Annotated in this window: 20 protein-coding genes; 7 read left to right on the top strand and 13 right to left on the bottom strand. The window is 67.8% G+C overall.

What is annotated here, in order from left to right; translation table 11 throughout:
• Positions 1-24 precede the first annotated feature (24 nt).
• Positions 25-936 carry a LysR family transcriptional regulator gene (locus tag B5F84_RS00815; RefSeq protein WP_087319718.1) on the bottom strand — a complete coding sequence of 304 codons (912 nt, stop codon included), beginning with the start codon at positions 934-936 and terminating at the stop codon, positions 25-27.
• Positions 937-1,046: 110 nt separating this feature from the next.
• Here B5F84_RS00815 and B5F84_RS00820 point away from each other — a divergent pair, with 110 nt between their 5' ends.
• Positions 1,047-2,081, top strand: a complete 1,035-nt coding sequence (locus tag B5F84_RS00820) for a YeiH family protein (protein ID WP_087319720.1) — start codon at positions 1,047-1,049, stop codon at positions 2,079-2,081.
• 119 nt (positions 2,082-2,200) lie between these two features.
• Here B5F84_RS00820 and B5F84_RS00825 read toward each other — a convergent pair whose 3' ends face one another.
• From B5F84_RS00825 to B5F84_RS00835, 3 genes are all read right to left on the bottom strand, one after another.
• The gene (locus B5F84_RS00825; protein ID WP_239378155.1) at positions 2,201-2,899 is read right to left on the bottom strand and encodes a DUF6198 family protein; all 699 of its coding nucleotides are present in this window, start codon (positions 2,897-2,899) and stop codon (positions 2,201-2,203) included.
• Entirely contained in the window at positions 2,892-3,335 is a 444-nt protein-coding gene (locus tag B5F84_RS00830; protein WP_087319722.1) for a MarR family transcriptional regulator, read from the bottom strand. Before B5F84_RS00830 ends, B5F84_RS00825 begins: the two co-directional genes overlap by 8 nt.
• 133 nt (positions 3,336-3,468) lie before the next feature.
• Positions 3,469-3,951, bottom strand: a complete 483-nt coding sequence (locus B5F84_RS00835; RefSeq protein ID WP_087319724.1) for a flavodoxin — start codon at positions 3,949-3,951, stop codon at positions 3,469-3,471.
• Positions 3,952-4,079: 128 nt separating this feature from the next.
• On the opposite strand from B5F84_RS00835, the gene B5F84_RS00840 reads away from it, so the two are divergent.
• Positions 4,080-4,751, top strand: a complete 672-nt coding sequence (locus B5F84_RS00840; protein WP_087319726.1) for an esterase — start codon at positions 4,080-4,082, stop codon at positions 4,749-4,751.
• On the opposite strand, the gene rhuM is transcribed toward B5F84_RS00840, so the two are convergent.
• The 4 genes from rhuM to B5F84_RS00860 form a co-directional block, all read right to left on the bottom strand.
• Positions 4,748-5,698 (bottom strand): RhuM family protein, encoded by a 951-nt coding sequence (gene rhuM, locus B5F84_RS00845; protein ID WP_087319727.1) that lies wholly within the window; start codon positions 5,696-5,698, stop codon positions 4,748-4,750. The genes B5F84_RS00840 and rhuM overlap by 4 nt on opposite strands.
• 83 nt (positions 5,699-5,781) lie before the next feature.
• Positions 5,782-6,654 carry a Sir2 silent information regulator family NAD-dependent deacetylase gene (locus tag B5F84_RS00850; protein ID WP_087319729.1) on the bottom strand — a complete coding sequence of 291 codons (873 nt, stop codon included), beginning with the start codon at positions 6,652-6,654 and terminating at the stop codon, positions 5,782-5,784.
• The gene (locus B5F84_RS00855; protein ID WP_087319731.1) at positions 6,578-7,402 is read right to left on the bottom strand and encodes a protein-ADP-ribose hydrolase; all 825 of its coding nucleotides are present in this window, start codon (positions 7,400-7,402) and stop codon (positions 6,578-6,580) included. The genes B5F84_RS00850 and B5F84_RS00855 overlap by 77 nt, the downstream gene beginning before the upstream one ends.
• Positions 7,403-7,432: 30 nt before the next feature.
• Positions 7,433-8,077 carry an NAD(P)H-binding protein gene (locus tag B5F84_RS00860; protein ID WP_087319733.1) on the bottom strand — a complete coding sequence of 215 codons (645 nt, stop codon included), beginning with the start codon at positions 8,075-8,077 and terminating at the stop codon, positions 7,433-7,435.
• 122 nt (positions 8,078-8,199) lie between these two features.
• On the opposite strand from B5F84_RS00860, the gene B5F84_RS00865 reads away from it, so the two are divergent.
• Positions 8,200-8,538 carry a helix-turn-helix domain-containing protein gene (locus B5F84_RS00865; RefSeq protein ID WP_087319734.1) on the top strand — a complete coding sequence of 113 codons (339 nt, stop codon included), beginning with the start codon at positions 8,200-8,202 and terminating at the stop codon, positions 8,536-8,538.
• 37 nt (positions 8,539-8,575) lie between these two features.
• On the opposite strand, the gene B5F84_RS00870 is transcribed toward B5F84_RS00865, so the two are convergent.
• The gene (locus B5F84_RS00870; protein WP_087319736.1) at positions 8,576-9,508 is read right to left on the bottom strand and encodes a DUF1848 domain-containing protein; all 933 of its coding nucleotides are present in this window, start codon (positions 9,506-9,508) and stop codon (positions 8,576-8,578) included.
• A 446-nt stretch (positions 9,509-9,954) separates the two neighbouring features.
• On the opposite strand from B5F84_RS00870, the gene B5F84_RS00875 reads away from it, so the two are divergent.
• Positions 9,955-10,833, top strand: a complete 879-nt coding sequence (locus tag B5F84_RS00875; protein WP_087319737.1) for a DMT family transporter — start codon at positions 9,955-9,957, stop codon at positions 10,831-10,833.
• 136 nt (positions 10,834-10,969) lie between these two features.
• Here the strand turns inward: B5F84_RS00875 and B5F84_RS00880 are convergent, their stop codons facing one another.
• Together B5F84_RS00880 and B5F84_RS00885 are read right to left on the bottom strand one after the other, a co-directional pair.
• On the bottom strand, positions 10,970-11,419 hold the full coding sequence (locus B5F84_RS00880; protein WP_087319738.1) for an acetyltransferase: 450 nt from the start codon (positions 11,417-11,419) through the stop codon (positions 10,970-10,972).
• 100 nt (positions 11,420-11,519) lie between these two features.
• Entirely contained in the window at positions 11,520-11,777 is a 258-nt protein-coding gene (locus tag B5F84_RS00885; protein WP_087319740.1) for a hypothetical protein, read from the bottom strand.
• A 338-nt stretch (positions 11,778-12,115) separates the two neighbouring features.
• On the opposite strand from B5F84_RS00885, the gene B5F84_RS00890 reads away from it, so the two are divergent.
• A complete protein-coding gene (locus B5F84_RS00890; RefSeq protein ID WP_087319742.1) occupies positions 12,116-12,868 on the top strand; it encodes a MerR family transcriptional regulator in 753 nt (250 codons plus the stop codon).
• A gap of 117 nt (positions 12,869-12,985) precedes the next feature.
• Here the strand turns inward: B5F84_RS00890 and B5F84_RS00895 are convergent, their stop codons facing one another.
• Complete coding sequence (locus B5F84_RS00895; RefSeq protein ID WP_087319744.1) at positions 12,986-13,582, bottom strand: tRNA (cytidine(34)-2'-O)-methyltransferase; 597 nt, start codon at positions 13,580-13,582, stop codon at positions 12,986-12,988.
• A gap of 119 nt (positions 13,583-13,701) precedes the next feature.
• On the opposite strand from B5F84_RS00895, the gene B5F84_RS00900 reads away from it, so the two are divergent.
• Both B5F84_RS00900 and B5F84_RS00905 read left to right on the top strand, forming a co-directional pair.
• Positions 13,702-14,121 carry a peptide deformylase gene (locus B5F84_RS00900; RefSeq protein WP_087319745.1) on the top strand — a complete coding sequence of 140 codons (420 nt, stop codon included), beginning with the start codon at positions 13,702-13,704 and terminating at the stop codon, positions 14,119-14,121.
• Positions 14,122-16,635, top strand: coding sequence for an excinuclease ABC subunit A (locus B5F84_RS00905; protein WP_087319747.1), 2,514 nt, complete (start codon positions 14,122-14,124; stop codon positions 16,633-16,635). It begins immediately after the preceding gene.
• Between the two features lie 144 nt (positions 16,636-16,779).
• On the opposite strand, the gene nth is transcribed toward B5F84_RS00905, so the two are convergent.
• Positions 16,780-17,442: an endonuclease III gene (gene nth / locus B5F84_RS00910; RefSeq protein ID WP_087319749.1), complete on the bottom strand. Its 663-nt coding sequence runs from the start codon at positions 17,440-17,442 to the stop codon at positions 16,780-16,782.
• Positions 17,443-17,469: the final 27 nt, after the last annotated feature.

The following is a 17,469-nucleotide window of genomic DNA, read 5'->3' on the forward strand; positions in this document are numbered from 1 at the left end:
ATGGCCCCGCGGCATCGCCGCGCATTATGCCGGGGGCGCTGATTCCGGCGCGGTTGGGCGGCCCGCGCGCCAGGCACGGGCGAGCGCGCGATATCGATTCGCGTAGCGGCTGCCGCGCTGCCAGACGAGGGAGAAGTCGTGGGTGATGGCGCAGTCGGCAGGCGTGACGTCCACGAGCGTGCCCGCCGCGAGCTCGCGCTCCACCGCCACGCGGTAGAGAAAGCTCACGCCCGCGCCGGCGGCCACGCACGCCTTGATCGCAGGTATGCTGGCGAGCTCGATGACCCCTGCGAAGTCGCTCACGGAGAGCTCGCGCGCCGCAAGGTGCCGCTCGAGGATTTCCCTCGTGCCCGATCCCGGCTCGCGCAGTACGAGGTGCCGATCGAGAAGGTCGGTGACGCTCGCGGCGCGCTCTCCGGCTGCCGCCACCGCCACGAACGGCTCGCGCGAGAGGGTCTCGCTCTCGAAGGCGCGTCGGTCGAACGAGCCCTCCATCAGGGCAAAGTCAATCTCCCCGGCATCCATGAGCGTTACGAGCTCGGTTGTGTTTCCGGTTCGCATGAGGACGTGCTCGTCGGGGTGGCGGCTGAGGTGCGCCGCCAGCAGACGTGGTGCCACGTAGTCCGCTATCGTGCGCGTGCAGCCAAAGCGCAGCGGAGGGCGCGCGTTCTTCTCGGCCGTATGCGCGTCAAGCTCTGACCGTAGTCGGGCCTCGTCATTCTCGGCGGCGCAAAGCGCCTGGTAGAGAAGTTGTCCCGCCTCCGTGGGCTCCACGCCGCGACCGCTCTTCGCAAAGAGCGCGCAGCCGTAGTGCACCTCCAGCTGCCGGATGTGCTGCGAGACGGCCGGCTGGGTCACGTGCAGCTCCGTGGCGGCGCGCGTGTAGCTACCGGTGCGGCAGACGGTCAGGAACGTGTGCGTGCGATAGTCGAGCATGCGACCTTCTTGGCAAACAAATACTTATGAGTAGATAACTAATTCATCAGAATAGATTATAGCAGCGAAGCGTAGCCTACCCCTTGATACGCGCGAGAGGGGAAGGTCGCATGGAACTCATCAAGGACTTTGGCAAGATGTGGAAGGGCGTGCTGTTTGCGCTGGTCGTCGCCGTGCCGGCGTGGCTTCTGGGCAAGCGGTTCGAGGTCGTGGGCGGACCGGTGTTCGCCATTCTCATCGGCATGGTGCTGGCGCTTGCGGTGCCGGCCGAGAAGGGCGCGCCGCTTGCCGCCGGCATCAAGTTCACGTCCAAGAAGGTGCTCCAGTGGGCGGTGATTCTCCTGGGCTTTGGCCTCAACCTTGCGCAGATCGCGCAGGTGGGCACCATGTCGCTGCCGATCATCCTCTCCACCATCACGACGTCGCTCGTAGTGTCCTATGTGCTCTGCCGTGCGCTCAACATCCCGGGCAAGATCTCCACGCTCATTGGCGTGGGCTCTTCCATCTGCGGCGGCTCGGCCATCGCGGCTACCGCGCCCGTGATCGAGGCGGAGGACGAGGAGGTGGCCCAGGCCATCAGCGTGATTTTCCTCTTCAACGTGATCGCGGCGCTCGTGTTTCCCACGCTCGGCGGCATGCTCGGCCTCACCAACGAGGGCTTTGGTCTCTTTGCGGGCACGGCGGTGAACGACACCTCCTCCGTCACGGCCGCGGCGGCCGCGTGGGACGGCATGCACCCCGGCGCCAACACGCTCGACGCCGCCACGATCGTCAAGCTTACGCGCACGCTGGCCATCATCCCCATCACTCTGGCGCTTGCGTTCTGGCAGGTCCGCCAGGCCCGCCGTGCGGGCGGCGAGGCGAGAAACACCTTCAGCCTGCGGCGCGCCTTCCCGTTCTTTATCGTGTTCTTCGTGCTGGCAAGCGTGGTGACCACGGTATTTTCGCTGCCGGCCGCCGTGACTGCGCCGATCAAGGAGCTCTCCAAGTTCTTCATCGTCATGGCGATGGCGGCCATTGGCTTTAATACCAACGTCGTCAAGCTGGTGCGCACGGGCGGCAAGCCGATCCTCATGGGCCTTTGCTGCTGGGTGGCCATTGCGGCCGTGAGCCTTGGCATGCAGCACCTGCTCGGCATCTGGTAATTGGGGACGGGTTATTTCTCTCAGAGCTTTTGGGACAGGCCCGCCCGGACGCTGGAATGGCGTCCGGGCGGGCCTGTCCCAAAAGCTCTGAGAGAAATAACCCGTCCCCAATTACACAATTACAGGCGGCGGATGGCGGCGATGAGGGGGAGACGCGCGTTGAAGACGTTCACGATGGGGCCAACGGCGAGCGCGGAGATTACGGTGCCCACGCCCAGGCCATTGAGATAGCCAAAGAACAGCACGGAAAGCGCGCAGGCAATGGCCACGAGCGAGCCGTCAAAGCAGAGCTTGCAGGTGCCAAACGGCTTATCCAGCACGGAAGAGATTGCGCGCACCACGCCCTCGCCGGGCACCACGATCACGTTGGGAGCCACCTCCACGGAGATGCCGAACCCCAGGATGCAGCAGCCCAGCAGCAGCGACGCCGCGCACGCGAGGACGCTCGTGGGGCTCAGCCACCACAGCAGCCCCATGCTCACGTCGATGAACGCGCTGAAGATGAGGTTGGCCACCACCTGTAGCAGCTGAATCGGCTGGAAGTCCTTTCTCAGCAGCACGACCTGCGCCACGATGTAGACCATGTTGAGCACAAAGGTGAACTCGCCAAAGGTCGGCTGAAATCGCAGGTCAAGCACATAGGGAATGCTCGAGATGGGGGAGGTGCCAAGCGCTGCCTTAGTGATGAAGGCCACGCCGAACGAGTTGATTAGCAGTCCCGTGACAAAGCAGAGGTAGCGCAGGGCCATCCTGTCCATACCGCGCGCCCCGTCCTCACCGACGACCGTCCACCGCAGCTTTGCGACCAGCTCACTCATGCGCATCCCTCTGTTCTTCTCGCTCAAAGTTCTCGATCATGCGGGTCAGCAGCCGCGAGAGCTCCTCGCGCTCGGCGACGCTCATGCCCGCGCACGCTATCTCGTCAACCTCCGCCCCACAGCAGGCAACGCGCTCGGCGGCCTCCCAGCCGCCGTCGGAAAGCCTGACCTCGAGCGCACGCCGGTCCCCCTGCTTGGGACGGCGCTCGACGAGCCCCGACTCCTCCATGCGCGTCAGGACGCCCGTGACCGTTGCCCGGTCCATCACGCACGCCCGTGCGATGTCGCGCTGAAGGCAGCCCTCGTGCTCGGCCAGGTGCTCGAGAACCTTGGGCTGGCCCGGCATGAGGCCAAACGCCCGCGTGCGCGACGTCATGGCGCGGTTTGAGTGGTTGAACGCCATGAGCAGCAGATGGTGGATCGTGTCGGTCTCCACGGTGCCTCCGCGTCAAGGTTGTTAGGATAGCAACGGTTAGTATACTAACAGTTATCGGGAAGATGCGTGCCGACCAGTTGAAGCCCGTCGTGACAACGGGCGGCCTTCGTGTGCAGCGGGCCGCTATCGCAATCTACATGGCGCCCTCCGCCCATGCGCGCAGCTCGTCCGCATCCAGGCGGCCGTTGAGCAGCCGGCCCTCGAGGACCGTGGCTTCCGGCACGAGCGCGGCCATGCGCTCCGGCGCGCGCCCAAGGCCGCTGCCACCGCTCGTGGCAAACGGGACAACGGTCTTGCCGGCAAGGTCGTGGGCCTCGGTCTCGAGGAAGGTATCAATGATGCGCGGCTCCACGTACCACCAGATGGGGAAGCCCACGAAGACGGTGTCATACGCGTCCATGCTGTCCACGCGCCCGGCGATGGCGGGGCGGCTGCCCTCGTCCGCCATCTCGCGCGAGCTGCGGCTGCTCTTGTTGTTCCAGTCGAGGTCCGCGGGCGTGTAGGGCCGCTCGGGCGCGATCTCAAAGAGGTCGGCTCCGATGGCGCCGGCAAGCTCGCGCGCGACGCGAGCCGTGGTGCCGGTGGCGGAGAAGTACGTTACCAGAGCGCTCATTATGCTACCCTTCCTTTACGTGACGATACGTCACTTGTAAGGATACCCAACGTCGCCGGCGTCGAGCCGTGAAAAGCAGCGCGCCGTCAGGCTGCGCGATGGCCCGCTCTGCGCCGGCGGGCTCGAATCGTATGGGGGCATGCATGATGGACGGCCGCTGCGAGGCGCGTGGATTGGCGGGGCCCACCGCGCCCGTCATCTACGTCATTGACTCGCCGGAGCACCCGATGGACGTGGCGGTGGCCGCGGAGGGGCTGCGCTCGCGCGTGGTGAGCGTGCCGGTTGCGGACTGGGGCGGCGCGCTCACGCCGTGGCCCGCCCCCGCGCTGCGCCCGGGCGAGAAGGACTTTGGCGGCCGGGCGGACGAGACGCTCGCTGCGCTTGCTCAGGAGCTCGACCGTGCGTCCGGCCCCCGCGCCATCTGCGGTTACTCGCTCGGCGGACTCTTTGCGCTCTACGCGTTCGTGCGCGAGCCGCGGCTTGCGGCCTGTGCCTGCCTCTCGGGCTCGGTCTGGTACGAGGGCTGGGTCGACTGGCTGCGCGCAAACGCACCAGACTGCGCCGGGCGCTACGCGTTCTTCTCGGTGGGGAAGAAGGAGAAGCGCGCGGGTCTGCCGTTTCGCCACGTGGAGGAGGACCTTGCCGCCTGTGCGGACGTTCTGCGGGCACACGGGTGCCAGGTCGAGGCGGCGCTCGGTCCCGGCAACCACATGCAGCACGTGACCGAGCGCCTTGCGACGGGCCTTGCCGCGCTCGACACGTTTCTCGCCGACGCCGGGCGGGGCGGCGCGGTCCGTCCCTAGCCTCGCCGTATGAAGTGCATGACGAGTGCCACCATCACCTCCTTCTCCTCCGGCTTTGACTCGGCGATGAGGATGGTCATGGCCACGAGCGCGCTGTCGTCGATGGCCTTCTCGCCCGTGGGCGTGAGCAGCGCCCCGTTTCGGTCGAGGAAGTACAGGAAGACCGCGGCGGCGATGCGCTTGTTGCCGTCGAGGAAGCTGTGGTCCTTCACGACGAAGTAGAGCAGGTGGGCCGCCTTCTCCTCGAGCGTGGGATAGAGGTCGTGTCCGTCGAAGCTCTGGAAGACGTTGCCGACGGCACCCCTGAACGAGGCGTCCTTCTCCACGCCAAAGAGCGTGCTCTCTCCGCCAAAGCGCAGGGAGTCGATCACCTCGCGGCACTCCTCGTAGGAGATCGCGCGTGTGGAGGGCGTGCCCTCGGGCGCCGTCACGCGGAGGTGGTCGTAGTCGTCCAGCAGGTCGAGCGCCCCGGTGTAGCTCTGGACGATGTCGAGGATTTGACGGGACTCCAGGCTCTCGGGGACGCGCGCCATGATCTTGGTGACCCGGCCCAGCTGCTCGAGCCGCCGCTCGTTCTCCGCGTGGCCGGTCACGATGTAGCGACGCAGCACGTCTGTGGCCCAGCGGCGGAACTCAACGCCGCGTACGGACTTCACGCGATAGCCGACGGAGAGGACCATGTCGAGGTTGTAGTGCTCGGTCTGGTACGTCTTGCCGTCGCGGGCAGTTGTCGCAAATTTTGCGACAACTCGATTCTCGGACCCCGCAAGCTCCTCCCGTAGCGCGTTGGCGACGTGCTTGCCGATGGTCTTGACGTCGCGCCCAAAGAGAGCCGAGAGCTGCGCGCGGCTCAGCCAGACGTCCTCTCGCTCCGGGTCGAGCCTCACCGGCAGCTCAATCGCCCCGTCGGCCGACTCAAACAGTACGATGCCCTTCCCTGCGTCCATGCGTGCCTCCGTTCTGCCGCTCCTTCGGTAGAACAAACGTACGCTATGGACCGGATAGTAATTGACCGGGGGTCGCCGCGTCGTCAGCCGCGCAGCGCGTCCACCACGTCCGCCGCGCTTGCGTCGAGAAGGACGCTCCGCTCGGCGATCTCCGCCGGCGCGCATGCCTCGCCAAGGTTCACGCAGGCATAGGTGGCATGCGGGTTCTCGGCCGCCATGCGCCAGAACGGGAACTTGATGATGACGGGGGTGTTGCCGCCCACGCCAAGCTCCAGAAGGATCAGTCGCGACCCCCGGTGGCGGCGAACGAAGTCCTGGTAACGCGCTGCGGCGGCGTGCCAGCCCTCGTCCTCCACGAAGGTGTCGTCCGCGCGCAGGTTCATGGTCATGGGCGCACCGCAGATCGGGCAGCGCGGCACGAGCTCCGCGGGCACGCGCATGTTGCGCTGCTCGGCGACCATGCACCGGACCTGCGCCTCGTTGTCGTAGGTGCGCGCGTGGCACGGCACGCTGCACTGCCAGAGGCCGTAGTCGCCCTGCGCGTAGAAGAGCCGTTCCTTAGGGAGGCCCGCGCGCTGGAAGCAGTGGTCCACGTTGGTGGTGAGGACAAAGAGGTCCTTCTCGGCCAGCAGCTCAAGAAGCTGCTCGTAGAGCGGGGTGGGCACCGGGTCGTAGCGGTTGATCTTGATGTGGCGGCTCCAGTACGCCCAGCGCTCCTCCTCCGTCGGGAACGGGAAGAATCCGCCGGAGTACATGTCCGGGAAGTCGTACTTCTCGATGAAGTCGGAGAAGTGCTCGCAGAAGCGTGCGCCGGAGTACGTGAGTCCGGCGGCCGTGGAGAGGCCGGCCCCGGCGCCCACAAGCACGGTGTCGGCCGCGTCAAGCGCCGTGGCGAGCCGCTCGAGCTCCGTCGAGAAGCTCCTGGTAGATGCGCTGGTCAGCGGGGAGAAAAACATCGAAGATCACCTTGAGCCCGTGGTCGTTGTTTGCGAGGTGGTCGAGGACGGTGCGCACGGCGATGCGCGCAGCCTCCTCCTGCGGAAAGCCGAAGACGCCCGTGGAGATACAGCAGAACGCGAGCGTCCGGAGCCCGCGGCGCGTGGCCTCCGCTAGACATGCCTGGTAGCAGTTGGCGAGAAGGTCCCCATCGTGCGGCGTCGGCCGTCCGCCCCGCACGATGGGCCCCACCGTGTGGAAGACGAGCCCGCTCGGCAGGTTGTGTGCGGATGTGACCTTGACCTGGCCCGTGGGCTCCGCGTGGCCCTGCGCGGCCATGAGCTCGGCGCAGTCCAGGCGCAGCTGCATACCCGCAAACGTGTGGATTGCGTTGTCGATGCAGTGGTGGCCGGGCACAAAACAGCCGAGCATTTGGTCGTTGGCGGCGTTCACGACGGCGTCCGCCGCGAGGCGCGTGATGTCCCCGCGCCAGAGGGCCACGCGGGAGAGCGCGGGGTCTGCGGCGTCAACGGCCGGCAGCGCCGCCGCGTCCACCGCCCCGCCGCGCTCGCGCAGACGCTCCGCGAGGTAGGCGTCCTGCACGGCCAGCACCTCTGCCGCCACGGGCGCGGGCGAGCGAACGTTCATGAGCGCGCGCAGGAGGGCCCGCTGGCCGTCGGTGCCCTCCGGCACCACGATCTTCTCGCCATCCGCGCGCTCGGCGAGCAGTGCCTCGATGAGGTAGATCCTGCGTTTGTCCTGGGTCATGACCGTCGCCCCGCCCTTCTTGCCGTGTCGCTACTTGCTCACCACGGAGACGCGCTCGCGCACGTGCTCGCCGCTCTCGAGGAGGTCCACGATCGCGATGGCGTAGTCGGCGTAGCTCACCGTGGACTGACCGGCAGCGTTGAGCGTGAGCTCCTCGCCGGCCAGCGTGTACTCGCCGGTGCGTGCGCCGTCCGCCTGGAAGTCCGCGGCGGGGGAGACGTAGGTCCACGCCACGTCCGCGCGCTCGCGCAGGTTGGCGAGGGCGGCGCCGTGGGCGGCCGAGAGCGGCTTCCAGTCCTCGGGGAAATCGGGCCCCTGGTCAACGGTGGCGGCGTGCTCCGGGTTCACGAAGAGGCTGCCCGCCCCGCCCACGACGACGAGGGGCGTGGGCGTGCCGGCCACGCAGTCAGCCAGGTGGATGGCCACGTTGGTGATCGCGGGGATGGTCTCGGGCGTCCAGCCGCCCGCGGCGTCCACCACGGCGTCAAAGCCGACGAGGTCGGCGGCGGTGAGCTCGAGCGCGTCCTTCGCAAGGGCCTTCTCGGCGGCCGTGCGGTTCTCGCCGCGCACGATGGCGGTGACGTCCATGCCGCGTTCCACCGCCTCCTTCACCACGAGCTGGCCCACGCGACCGTTGGCGGCGACGACGGCGACCTTGAGGTTCTTCTGGGGCATTGCGGTTCCTTTCTCTTGCGCTTTTGGGGACAGCGGTATAGTCTCTCCATTGGTGCACAAGAGAAAGTAGGCACAATAAAGTGCGGTAAGTACCTTTTGGTAACTATTGGTGGTGAGCAGCGATGAACGAGAAGAACTTCAAACAGCGAGAATGGCCGGCGTGCCCGGTGGAGACCACGCTCTCGCTCATCGGCGACAAGTGGAAGGTGCTCATCCTGCGCGAGCTCCTGGGTGGGACCAGGCGCTTCGGCGAGCTTCAGCGCGGCGTCGGACGCGTCTCGCAGAAGGTGCTCACGAGCCAGCTGCGGGCAATGGAGGCCGACGGGCTCGTCCGCCGGGAGGTCTTTGCCGAGGTGCCGCCGCGCGTGGAGTACTCGCTCACGCCGCTGGGGGAGAGCCTCGCCCCGGTGATCGCTGCGCTCAAGTCCTGGGGCGAGAGTTTCAAGGCGCAGTTCGCGTGACGTGACGCGTCCCAGACGAGAACGCGATCTTGTCGCGTCAGAGCAGCGCGGGCTGCAGGCGGCGGAGCGGCCTCTGCGCGCCCTGGGTCACCGTGTCCTCGGGGCGCAGGTGGCCCAGGAGCAGGGGCGACTCCGGGTCGTGCTGCGTGCGGTAGTTCCGGAGCGCGCGCTCGGGGTCCTTGTTGGCGTAGCAGTAGCGACAGCCGTTGGGACAGGAGTCGTACGCGCCGATGTCGCGGCTCTCGATGCAGCCGCAGCCGGCGCGCTGGCCCTTGTGCTTGCGCGGCGCGAACTTGATACCGTTGGCGGCGCCCAGGATGTCGAGCGTGGTGCAGCCGCTTGGGTGGATGCCGTAGGCGCTCCAGTCGCCGTTGGAGCCGCAGGTCTGGAGCCAGATGCCGTGTTCGGCGGCGATGGCCCCCATGCCGCGAGCGAGCCGGTCCATGTCCTCGGGGCCGATGGGGGCGAGCTCGGGCATGTTGAACCGCAGCTTCTTGTAGAGCTCCACGAACGAGAAGATGCAGCGGTCCACGTGGCCGGAAAGGCGGCCGCACAGGTGGTCGAACGTTTCCAGATGGCGCTCCACGGTGTAGGCGGGCGTGAGGAGCACCGGGTCGTAGCGCCAGGCGATGCGCCGCGCGCCCACGATCTTCTCGAGGTCGTAGAGGGTCTCCACGGAGTCCTCGATGCTGGGGACGCGCGGTTCGACGTCTGGGCCGTAGGCGGTGATGGTGTAGTGGAAGTAGGTGTTGAAGCGGCCTGTGATCTCGTGCAGGCGCGGCAGGATGGGCGCGTAGTTCTTGGAGCAGAAGATCACGACGTCAACCACGTCCGGCGTGAGCTCGTAGCGCGTCACCTTGGTGGGGAAGAGCGGGTTTCTTGCCAGCGCGAACCCCTCCTCAAAGCGCCTGAGCAGCCAGGGCGTGTACCACTGCGCGGTGTCCGTGCGCGCGCCGGTGTTGATGATCATGCTGCCCCCTCGTAATACCCTCTTACAAGAACAAGTGTTCTTACCATGATAGCGTGAGGGGCGTGTCGGCTCAACCATGTGGGCGGGCCCACGTCCGCGATTGGCGCCTCGCAGTGCGACGCGGAGGCCCCGGAGCCCGCATGATTTGGTGAATGGATAATATACTAATATACGAAATCGGCGACCTACTCCTGATGCCCGTGAAAAAGTACCCAACAGATGAGGCTCTAGGAAGCACTAACAGGGGTTCTCCGTTTCGAGCCTCATCTGTTGGGCACTTTTTTGCGGTGTGCTCAAGTATGGGGGTACAACCCGTCTGCACGTTATCCTAGATTCGTGCGCGGGGCAGGGAAAAGGTGCGATGGCGCCCGCACATTCGTAGAGAATCGAGGCGGAATGGCGCGCCAAGCCCCCTAAAAACGACGGCTGCCGACGAGAGGGGAGACATGCTGGGTCGTAACAGCCGGGCGGGCATCGCGCTCGCGCTTCTTGCCGCGGCGCTCTACGCGCTGAGCACGCCGTTCTCAAAGCTGCTGCTTGGCGGCGTTGCCCCCAACATGATGGCGGCCCTGCTCTACCTGGGCGCCGGCGCGGGGATGACGGTCCTTGCGCTCGGGCGCCGGGCGATGGCCCGCGGGGATGCCGCGGCGGGTAACCCGCTCGTGCGCGAGGACGCGCCCTACGTGCTCGCCATGATCGCGCTGGACGTGGCGGCGCCCATCCTGCTCATGGCGGGGCTCTCGCTCTCCTCTGCAGAGACCGTCTCGCTGCTCAACAACTTCGAGATCGTGGCCACGGCCGTCGTGGCGCGCCTGGCCTTCGGGGAGCGGGTCGGCGGGCGGGCGGCCCTGGGCATCGGCGTCATTACCGTGGCATGCCTGCTGCTCTCGTGGGACGGTGCGGGCGTGAGCCTCTCGACGGGGTCGCTGCTCGTTCTGGGCGCGTGCGTGTGCTGGGGCGTGGAGAACAACTGCACCAACCGCCTCTCGGAGCGCGACCCGGTCCAGGTGGTCGTTGCAAAGGGCTGGGGCTCGGGTGCCGGGGCGCTCGTCGTGGCGCTTTTTGCGGGGGACGCGCTGCCAGCGGCCGCTGACGCCGTCTGCGCGCTGGCGCTGGGCTTTGTTGCGTATGGCCTCTCAATCGCCTGCTACGTGCGGGCGCAGCGCGAGCTCGGCGCCGCGCGCACGAGCGCCTTCTACGCCGTGAGCCCGTTCATTGGGAGCGCGCTGGGCCTCGCGCTGTTCCAGACGCCGCTCGCGCCGACCTTCGTTGCCGCGCTCGCGCTCATGGTGGTGGGCACGTGGCTCACCGCGCCGCGCCTGTAGTTTAGGGTAGTTTGGGGACGGGTTATTTCTCTCAGAGTTTTTGGGACAGGCCTGGGGCGCAGCATCGCCCCAGGCCTGTCCCAAAAACTCTGAGAGAAATAACCCGTCCCCAAACTACACTCCCGCCGCTCCCGGCCTATCGGCGCATGTAGAGCAGCGGGTAGGGGCGACTCTCCTCGTCCGTCTCGGTGCGCTGGTACGTGGAGAAGCCCATGTGCTCGTAGAAGCCCACGGCCTGGGGGTTCTGCTCGTTGACGGTGAGCTCGGTGACGCCGAGGTGCTCGATGCCGTATGTGAGGAGCATGCGGCCAAGCCCCTGCCCGCGCACGTCGGGGTCGAGGAAGAGCATCTCGAGGCGCCCGCCCTCAACGCCCATGAACCCCACGGGCGCATCCTCCCTCTCGGCCACGACGAGCGTGCCCACCCCCGCGAGGGCCTGCGGGACAAACGGCTTGATCTGGGCGACCTCCGCGTCGGAGAGAAACGCGTGCGTGGCGCGCACGGAGCGCTCCCATACGGCGACGAGCTGCTCGACGAGTCCTGGCGTACGGTCGGGTGCGGTACGAAGCTGAACGTTGCAAGACACGTGGGCTCCTTTTTTGGAAGGTGTCTGCTGAGATGGGGCTCAGGCCCCGCCGTGCATGCTACGGGATCCGGGCGCGGCGCGGCCAATCTCCCCGCGCCCGTTAGCGCGTCATGAAGAAGAGGGCAATGTTGCTCGCGAGGGAGAGGACCGGCACCACAAAGCAGAGGAGCGTGCCCGTGATCGAGCAGAGCATACCGATGGCGGTGGTGAGGTCCTTGCGGTAGTCGGCCTTCTTGGCCTTGCGCGCGAGCACGATGCCCGCGATGCCCACAAAGCCTCCCACGACCTGCAGCCAGATGAACGGGGTGAACGCCGTGGCAAGCGAGAAAACTCCGAGCACGATGGAGGCGATGTCCATGGGACCTCCCGGGAAGAGTCAGCCAGTAACGTCATGATACGGCAAGCGCCGCCCTGCGGGGCAGGAGCAAAACGCGAGGTCGTTGACAATGACCCTGCGTCGTCTCGTAGTGTGGGCCAAAGATGCGGGCGCAGCAGGCGCCCTGTAAGAATCGAGGAACGCGCATGACACGAAGAGGCTGGCCGCGCACGACGTGGATGTGCTGTGAAGCGGCGAAATGCTGTCTTTGAAGTAGCAATTTGGGTACGTGTTAGCTGACTGAACAAAGAGGGGCCCTGTTCCCTGGTGCGCGGGCGTTTCGCCGGCGTCGCGGGGAGGGGCCCGAGGGGAGGGCTACGATGCCAGAGTACTGGACCGTTGGGGAGCTTGCGCGCCGCGCTGGGGTGACGGTTCGGACCATTCAGTTCTATGACCAGCAGAAGCTGCTGGCGCCCTCTGCGAAGGGCCCGCAGAACCGGAGGCTCTACTCCGAGGAGGACGAGCGGGAGCTCCAGCGAATCCTGGTCCTCAAGTTTCTGGGGAACTCGCTCTCGGACATCCGGAGGGTCGTCTCGCACGAGCTCGACGGCGAGGAGCTCGAGGGGCTTATCGACCAGCAGGTCGAGGTGCTCGGGCATGACCTCGCGCGCCTCATGCGCCGCATGGCCGCGCTCCGCGCGATCCGCCGTCGCGTTCGGCAGGGGGACGACCCCGACTGGGCCGAGATCGCCCTCACCATCGACCCGTCCGGCTCCCAGCCCTCCGCGATGCGCCACTCCCAGCACGAGAGCGCCGGCGTGGGGACGGGCGCGGTCGCGAGCGGCGAGGGGGGTGCCCAGTGGCGCGGCGTCATCGTGAGCGCCCTCGGCCTCATGGCGGCCGGCGTGCAGCCCGACGACCCGTGGGCCCACGAGCTTGCGGCTCGCTACCAGGCCCTTTGCGAGCGCCTGGGGAACCACCTCCCCAGAGAGTTCATCCCGCTTGACGGGAAGATGCACGAGGACGCCGTCGCGGGGGATGACACCATCGAGGAGCTCCGGCGCTCCGTGGACGAGTATCTCGCGCTGGCGGGGGCGCCGGCGGCGGCCGTTGCGCTTGCCGGGCGGGAGTAGCCGCCTTCCGGTGTCGCCGCTTTCCGGGCCTCACGGCGCGGGCGAGAAGTACCTCGTGTGCCCCCAGGGCGTGGCACCATGTGCCCCCAGGGCGTGGCGCCTCCGGGGCCCGCGGGCTCAGGAGGGCCCCATCCCCGGAAAGCCCGTCTGGCGCAGCGCCTCGTAGAGGACGATCGCCGCTGCGTTTGAGAGGTTGAGCGCGCTGATGCGATAGTCCTCCGGATCGACGAAGTTGCCGCAGACGTCCTGCCTGAGAAGCGCCCTGTGGTCTTGTCCCTCCGCCGGCGCCCAGTCGTCCGCGTCCCCGAGCGACTGGGCGTCGGCCAGCATGGGGATGCGCTCGCAGCACGTGGGGTGCGCGGCGAGCAGCCCCTCGGCAAGCCCCGTGCTTTCCCGGCCAAAGACGAGGAAGTCGCCCGTGGCGTAGCGCGCCTCGGCGTAGGTCTTCCGGGCCTTTTTGGTGAGGAGGTGCAGCCGCGCGTCTGCGGACCTCGTCGCGAGGTCGTTGCGCGCAAGGAAGTCCTCCCAGCTCTCGTAGACGGTCACGTCGAGGCTCCGCCAGTAGCCGAGCCCCGCGCGGCGGAGCGCGCGCTCCTCGAGGGAGAAGCCAAGCGGCCCGACGAGATGGAGCCGCGACCCTGTGACCACGCAGGTCCGGCCGATGTTGCCGGTGTTTGCCGGAATCTCCGGCTCAACGAGCACAATGTTGAACACGGCATCCCCCTCCCGCCGCCGCGCGGCGCATCCGGCCGGCCGGCGCACGGGATGGATTTGCGCCCGCCGACTCCCGCTATACTGGTCCGTGCAACGAAAGCTGACCCGAAGGGAACCACATGATCAAGGACCTGGTGCACGACGAGGCCGTTCTTTCCGTTCCGTGCGAGCCCGCGACCGTTGAGGACGCGGCCGTCGCGCAGGACCTGCTCGACACCCTCGCCTCGATCGAGGACGCGGCCTGCCTGGCCGCCAACCAGATCGGCGTGACCAAGGCCATCATCGTCTTCCAGGACGAGAGTGGCAAGGCGCACGTCATGTATAACCCGCGCATCCTCATGGGCCTTGCCGCCACAAAGGTGCCCGAGAGCTGCCTCACGCACGAGGAGGAGACGCGCGTCACGCGCTTCGCCAAGATCAAGGTTGCCTTTGACGAGCTCGTCGACGGCGCGTTCAAGCCGCGCAAGCGCGACTACCTGGGCTGGGAGGCCCAGATGATCCAGCACATGGTCGACCACTGCAAGGGCAAGCTGATCTAGGTGGCCGTCCGCGCCGCCTCCGCGGCGCCCGACCACATCGAGGTTCGCGGCGCGCGCGTGCACAACCTGCGGGACGTGAGCGTTGACGTGCCCCTGAACGAGCTCGTGGCCGTGGCGGGCGTCTCCGGCTCCGGCAAGAGCTCGCTCGCGCTGGGCGTGCTCTACGCCGAGGGCTCGCGACGCTACCTCGAGTCTCTCTCAACCTATACGCGCCGGCGCATGACGCAGGCGGGCCACGCCGCCGTGGACGACGTTCGCTACGTCCCGGCGGCGCTCGCGCTTCACCAGCGGCCCGCGGTCCCGGGGGTGCGCAGCACCTTTGGCACCATGTCCGAGCTCCTCAACAGTCTGCGCCTGCTCTTCTCGCGCGTGGCGAGCCACCGCTGCCCGCACTGCGGCTCCTACGCCCCTCCCTCGTTCGCCGTGGCCCTGGACCAGCCCATCGTCTGCCCTGCCTGCGGCGAGAGGTTCTTTGGCCCTGGCGCCGAGGACCTTGCGTTCAACAGCGGCGGCGCCTGTCCCACCTGCGAGGGGACGGGCGTGGTCCGCACGGTCAACGAGGCCGCTCTCGTGCCTGACGAGAGCCTTACCATCGACGAGGGCGCGGTGGCCCCCTGGGGCAGCCTCATGTGGGACCTCATGAAGCAGGTCTGCGGCGCCATGGGCGTGCGGACGGACGTGCCCTTCCGCGAGCTCACGCCTGAGGAGCGCGACATCGTCTTCCACGGGCCGGCCGAGAAGCGCCACATCCTCTACAAGTCCAAGAAGGGCGACGACTTCGCCGAGCTTGACTTCACCTACTACAACGCGGTCTACACCGTTGAGAACGCGCTTTCCAAGGTCAAGGACGAGAAAGGCCTCAAGCGCGTGAGCCGCTTCCTCACGGAGGGGCCCTGCCCGGACTGCGGCGGAACGCGCCTCTCGGACGCGGCGCGCGCCCCGCGCGTGGCGGGCATCTCCCTTGACGCCGCTGCGGCCATGACGCTCTCCGATGCGGCGGCGTGGGTGTCCACGGTGCCGGCGGGCCTGGACGCCGAGCTGCGACCCATGGCGCAGAGCATCTGCGAGTCCTTCCTGCACACGGCGCGGCGCCTGCTGGACCTGGGGCTCGGCTATCTCGCGCTCGACCGCGCGGGATCTACGCTCTCAACCGGAGAGCGCCAGCGCGTGCAGCTGGCCCGCGCCGTCCGCAACCGCACGACCGGCGTGCTCTACGTGCTCGACGAGCCGTCGATCGGCCTTCACCCCGCCAACGTGGACGGCCTTCTCGGCGTCATGCGCGACCTTCTGGCGGACGGCAACTCCGTCGTCATGGTCGACCACGACGCGCACATCCTCGCCGAGGCCGACCACCTCATCGAGCTGGGCCCGGGCGCCGGCGCGGACGGCGGGCGCGTGGTCAGTCAGGGGACCGTCGCCGAGGTGGCGGCGGATCCGGCGTCGCGCATCGGCCCGTACCTTGCGGGCGAGAAGGACCGCGCCCTGCGGCCCCGCGCGGAGGAAGGCGAGCTCTTCGACCTCGGGCGCATCGCGTTGGGGACCGGTACGCTCCATACCGTGCGCCCGCTCCACGTGGAGGTACCGCGCGGCAGGCTCGTGGCGGTGACGGGCGTCTCGGGCTCGGGAAAGACGACGCTCGTGCTGGAGACGCTGGTGCCGGCGCTTGCCGCCGCGGCGGCGGGGGAACCGCTGCCCGCGCACGTGCGCTGGGTGGACGCCGAGGGCGTGCGACGCGTGAACCTCATCGACGCCACGCCGATCGGCATCAACGTGCGCTCCACCGTGGCCACCTACGCGGGCGTCCACGATGAGCTGCGCCGCGCCTATGCCCGCACGGAGGAGGCGCGCGCCGCCGGCTACAAGGCCGGCGACTTCTCCTACAACACGGGGTGCCTGCGCTGCCCCACCTGTGACGGCACGGGCGAGGTGTCGCTTGACGTGCAGTTTCTGCCGGACGTGGACATTCCCTGTCCGGACTGCCGGGGCTCGCGCTACGCCCCGGCGGCGGACGGCGTGCATCGCCCGCGCTCGGGCGAGCCGGCGGGCACCGGCCTCACGCTGCCGCAGCTCATGGCCCTCTCCGTTGATGAGGCGCTTGACGCATGCTCCGACCTGCGGCGCGTTGCCGCGCGGCTTCAGGTGCTGCACGACCTGGGCCTGGGTTATCTCACGCTCGGGGAGGCCACGCCGGCGCTCTCCGGCGGCGAGGCGCAGCGCCTCAAGCTTGCGAGCGAGATGGGGCGCGCGCAGGACGACGCCGTCTTCGTCTTTGACGAGCCCACGATCGGCCTCCATCCGCTCGACGTGCGCACGCTGCTCGGCGTGTTCCAGCGGCTTGTTGAGGCGGGCGCCACCGTTCTGGTGGTGGAGCACGACCTCGACGTCATCCGCTCTGCGGACTACGTGATCGACATGGGGCCCGGCGGTGGCGAGTCCGGCGGCCGCATCGTCTGCGCCGGCACGCCCGAGCAGGTCGCCGCCTGCCCGGAGAGCGTCACCGGCCGCTACCTGTAAAAAGAGTCGGGCGCGGAGCCGCGAGGGGGGGCGGTGCAAGGGGGACAGTCGGTGCAAGGGGGACAGTCACTTTTGCACAAGTTCTCAGTGTGCAAAAGTGACTGTCCCCCTTGCACCGACTGTCCCCCTTGCACCGCCCCCACCTCAGCAGCGATGGGCGCTGGGGCAGATGTCCTCGAGGACGCAGCCGTCGCAGTGCGGGCTGCGCGCCGTGCAGGTGTCGCGCCCGTGGCGGATCCACTGGTGGTTGACCGGCCCCCAGAGCTCGCGCGGCAGCAGGCGCAGCAGGTCCTGCTCGGTCTTGAGCGGCTCCTTCTCGTGCGTCTTGGGCGAGAGCGCGAGGCGATGCGCGATGCGGTTGACGTGCGTGTCCACCGCGATGCCCTCCACGATGCCAAACCCCACGTTCATCACGATGTTGGCCGTCTTGCGCCCCACGCCGGGCAGGCGCGTGAGCTCCTCCATCGTGTGCGGCACCTCTCCGCCGAACTCGCTCACGATCATCTGGGCGCACTCAACGCAGTGTCGTGCCTTCGACTTGTAGAACCCCAGGCTGTGGATGTACTCGGCGATCTCCTCGGGCGTGGCCGCCGCCATCGCCCCCGGTGTGGGGAAGCGCTCAAAGAGCGCCGGTGTGACCTTGTTGACCTGGGCGTCCGTGGTCTGTGCGGAGAGCAGCACGGCAATGGTCAGGCGAAACGGGTTCGCATGGTCAAGAAAGCACTCGACCGGGCCGTACTTCTCGTCAAGGCGGCGGCACACCTCGACGGCGCGCTCCACCTTGGCCTTCTTGGTCTCTCGGGGCATGGGTCCTCCCTCCCGCGTTCGTCCCAT

The sequence above is a fragment of the Olsenella sp. An290 genome, assembly GCF_002159535.1.
GTDB lineage: Bacteria > Actinomycetota > Coriobacteriia > Coriobacteriales > Atopobiaceae > Thermophilibacter.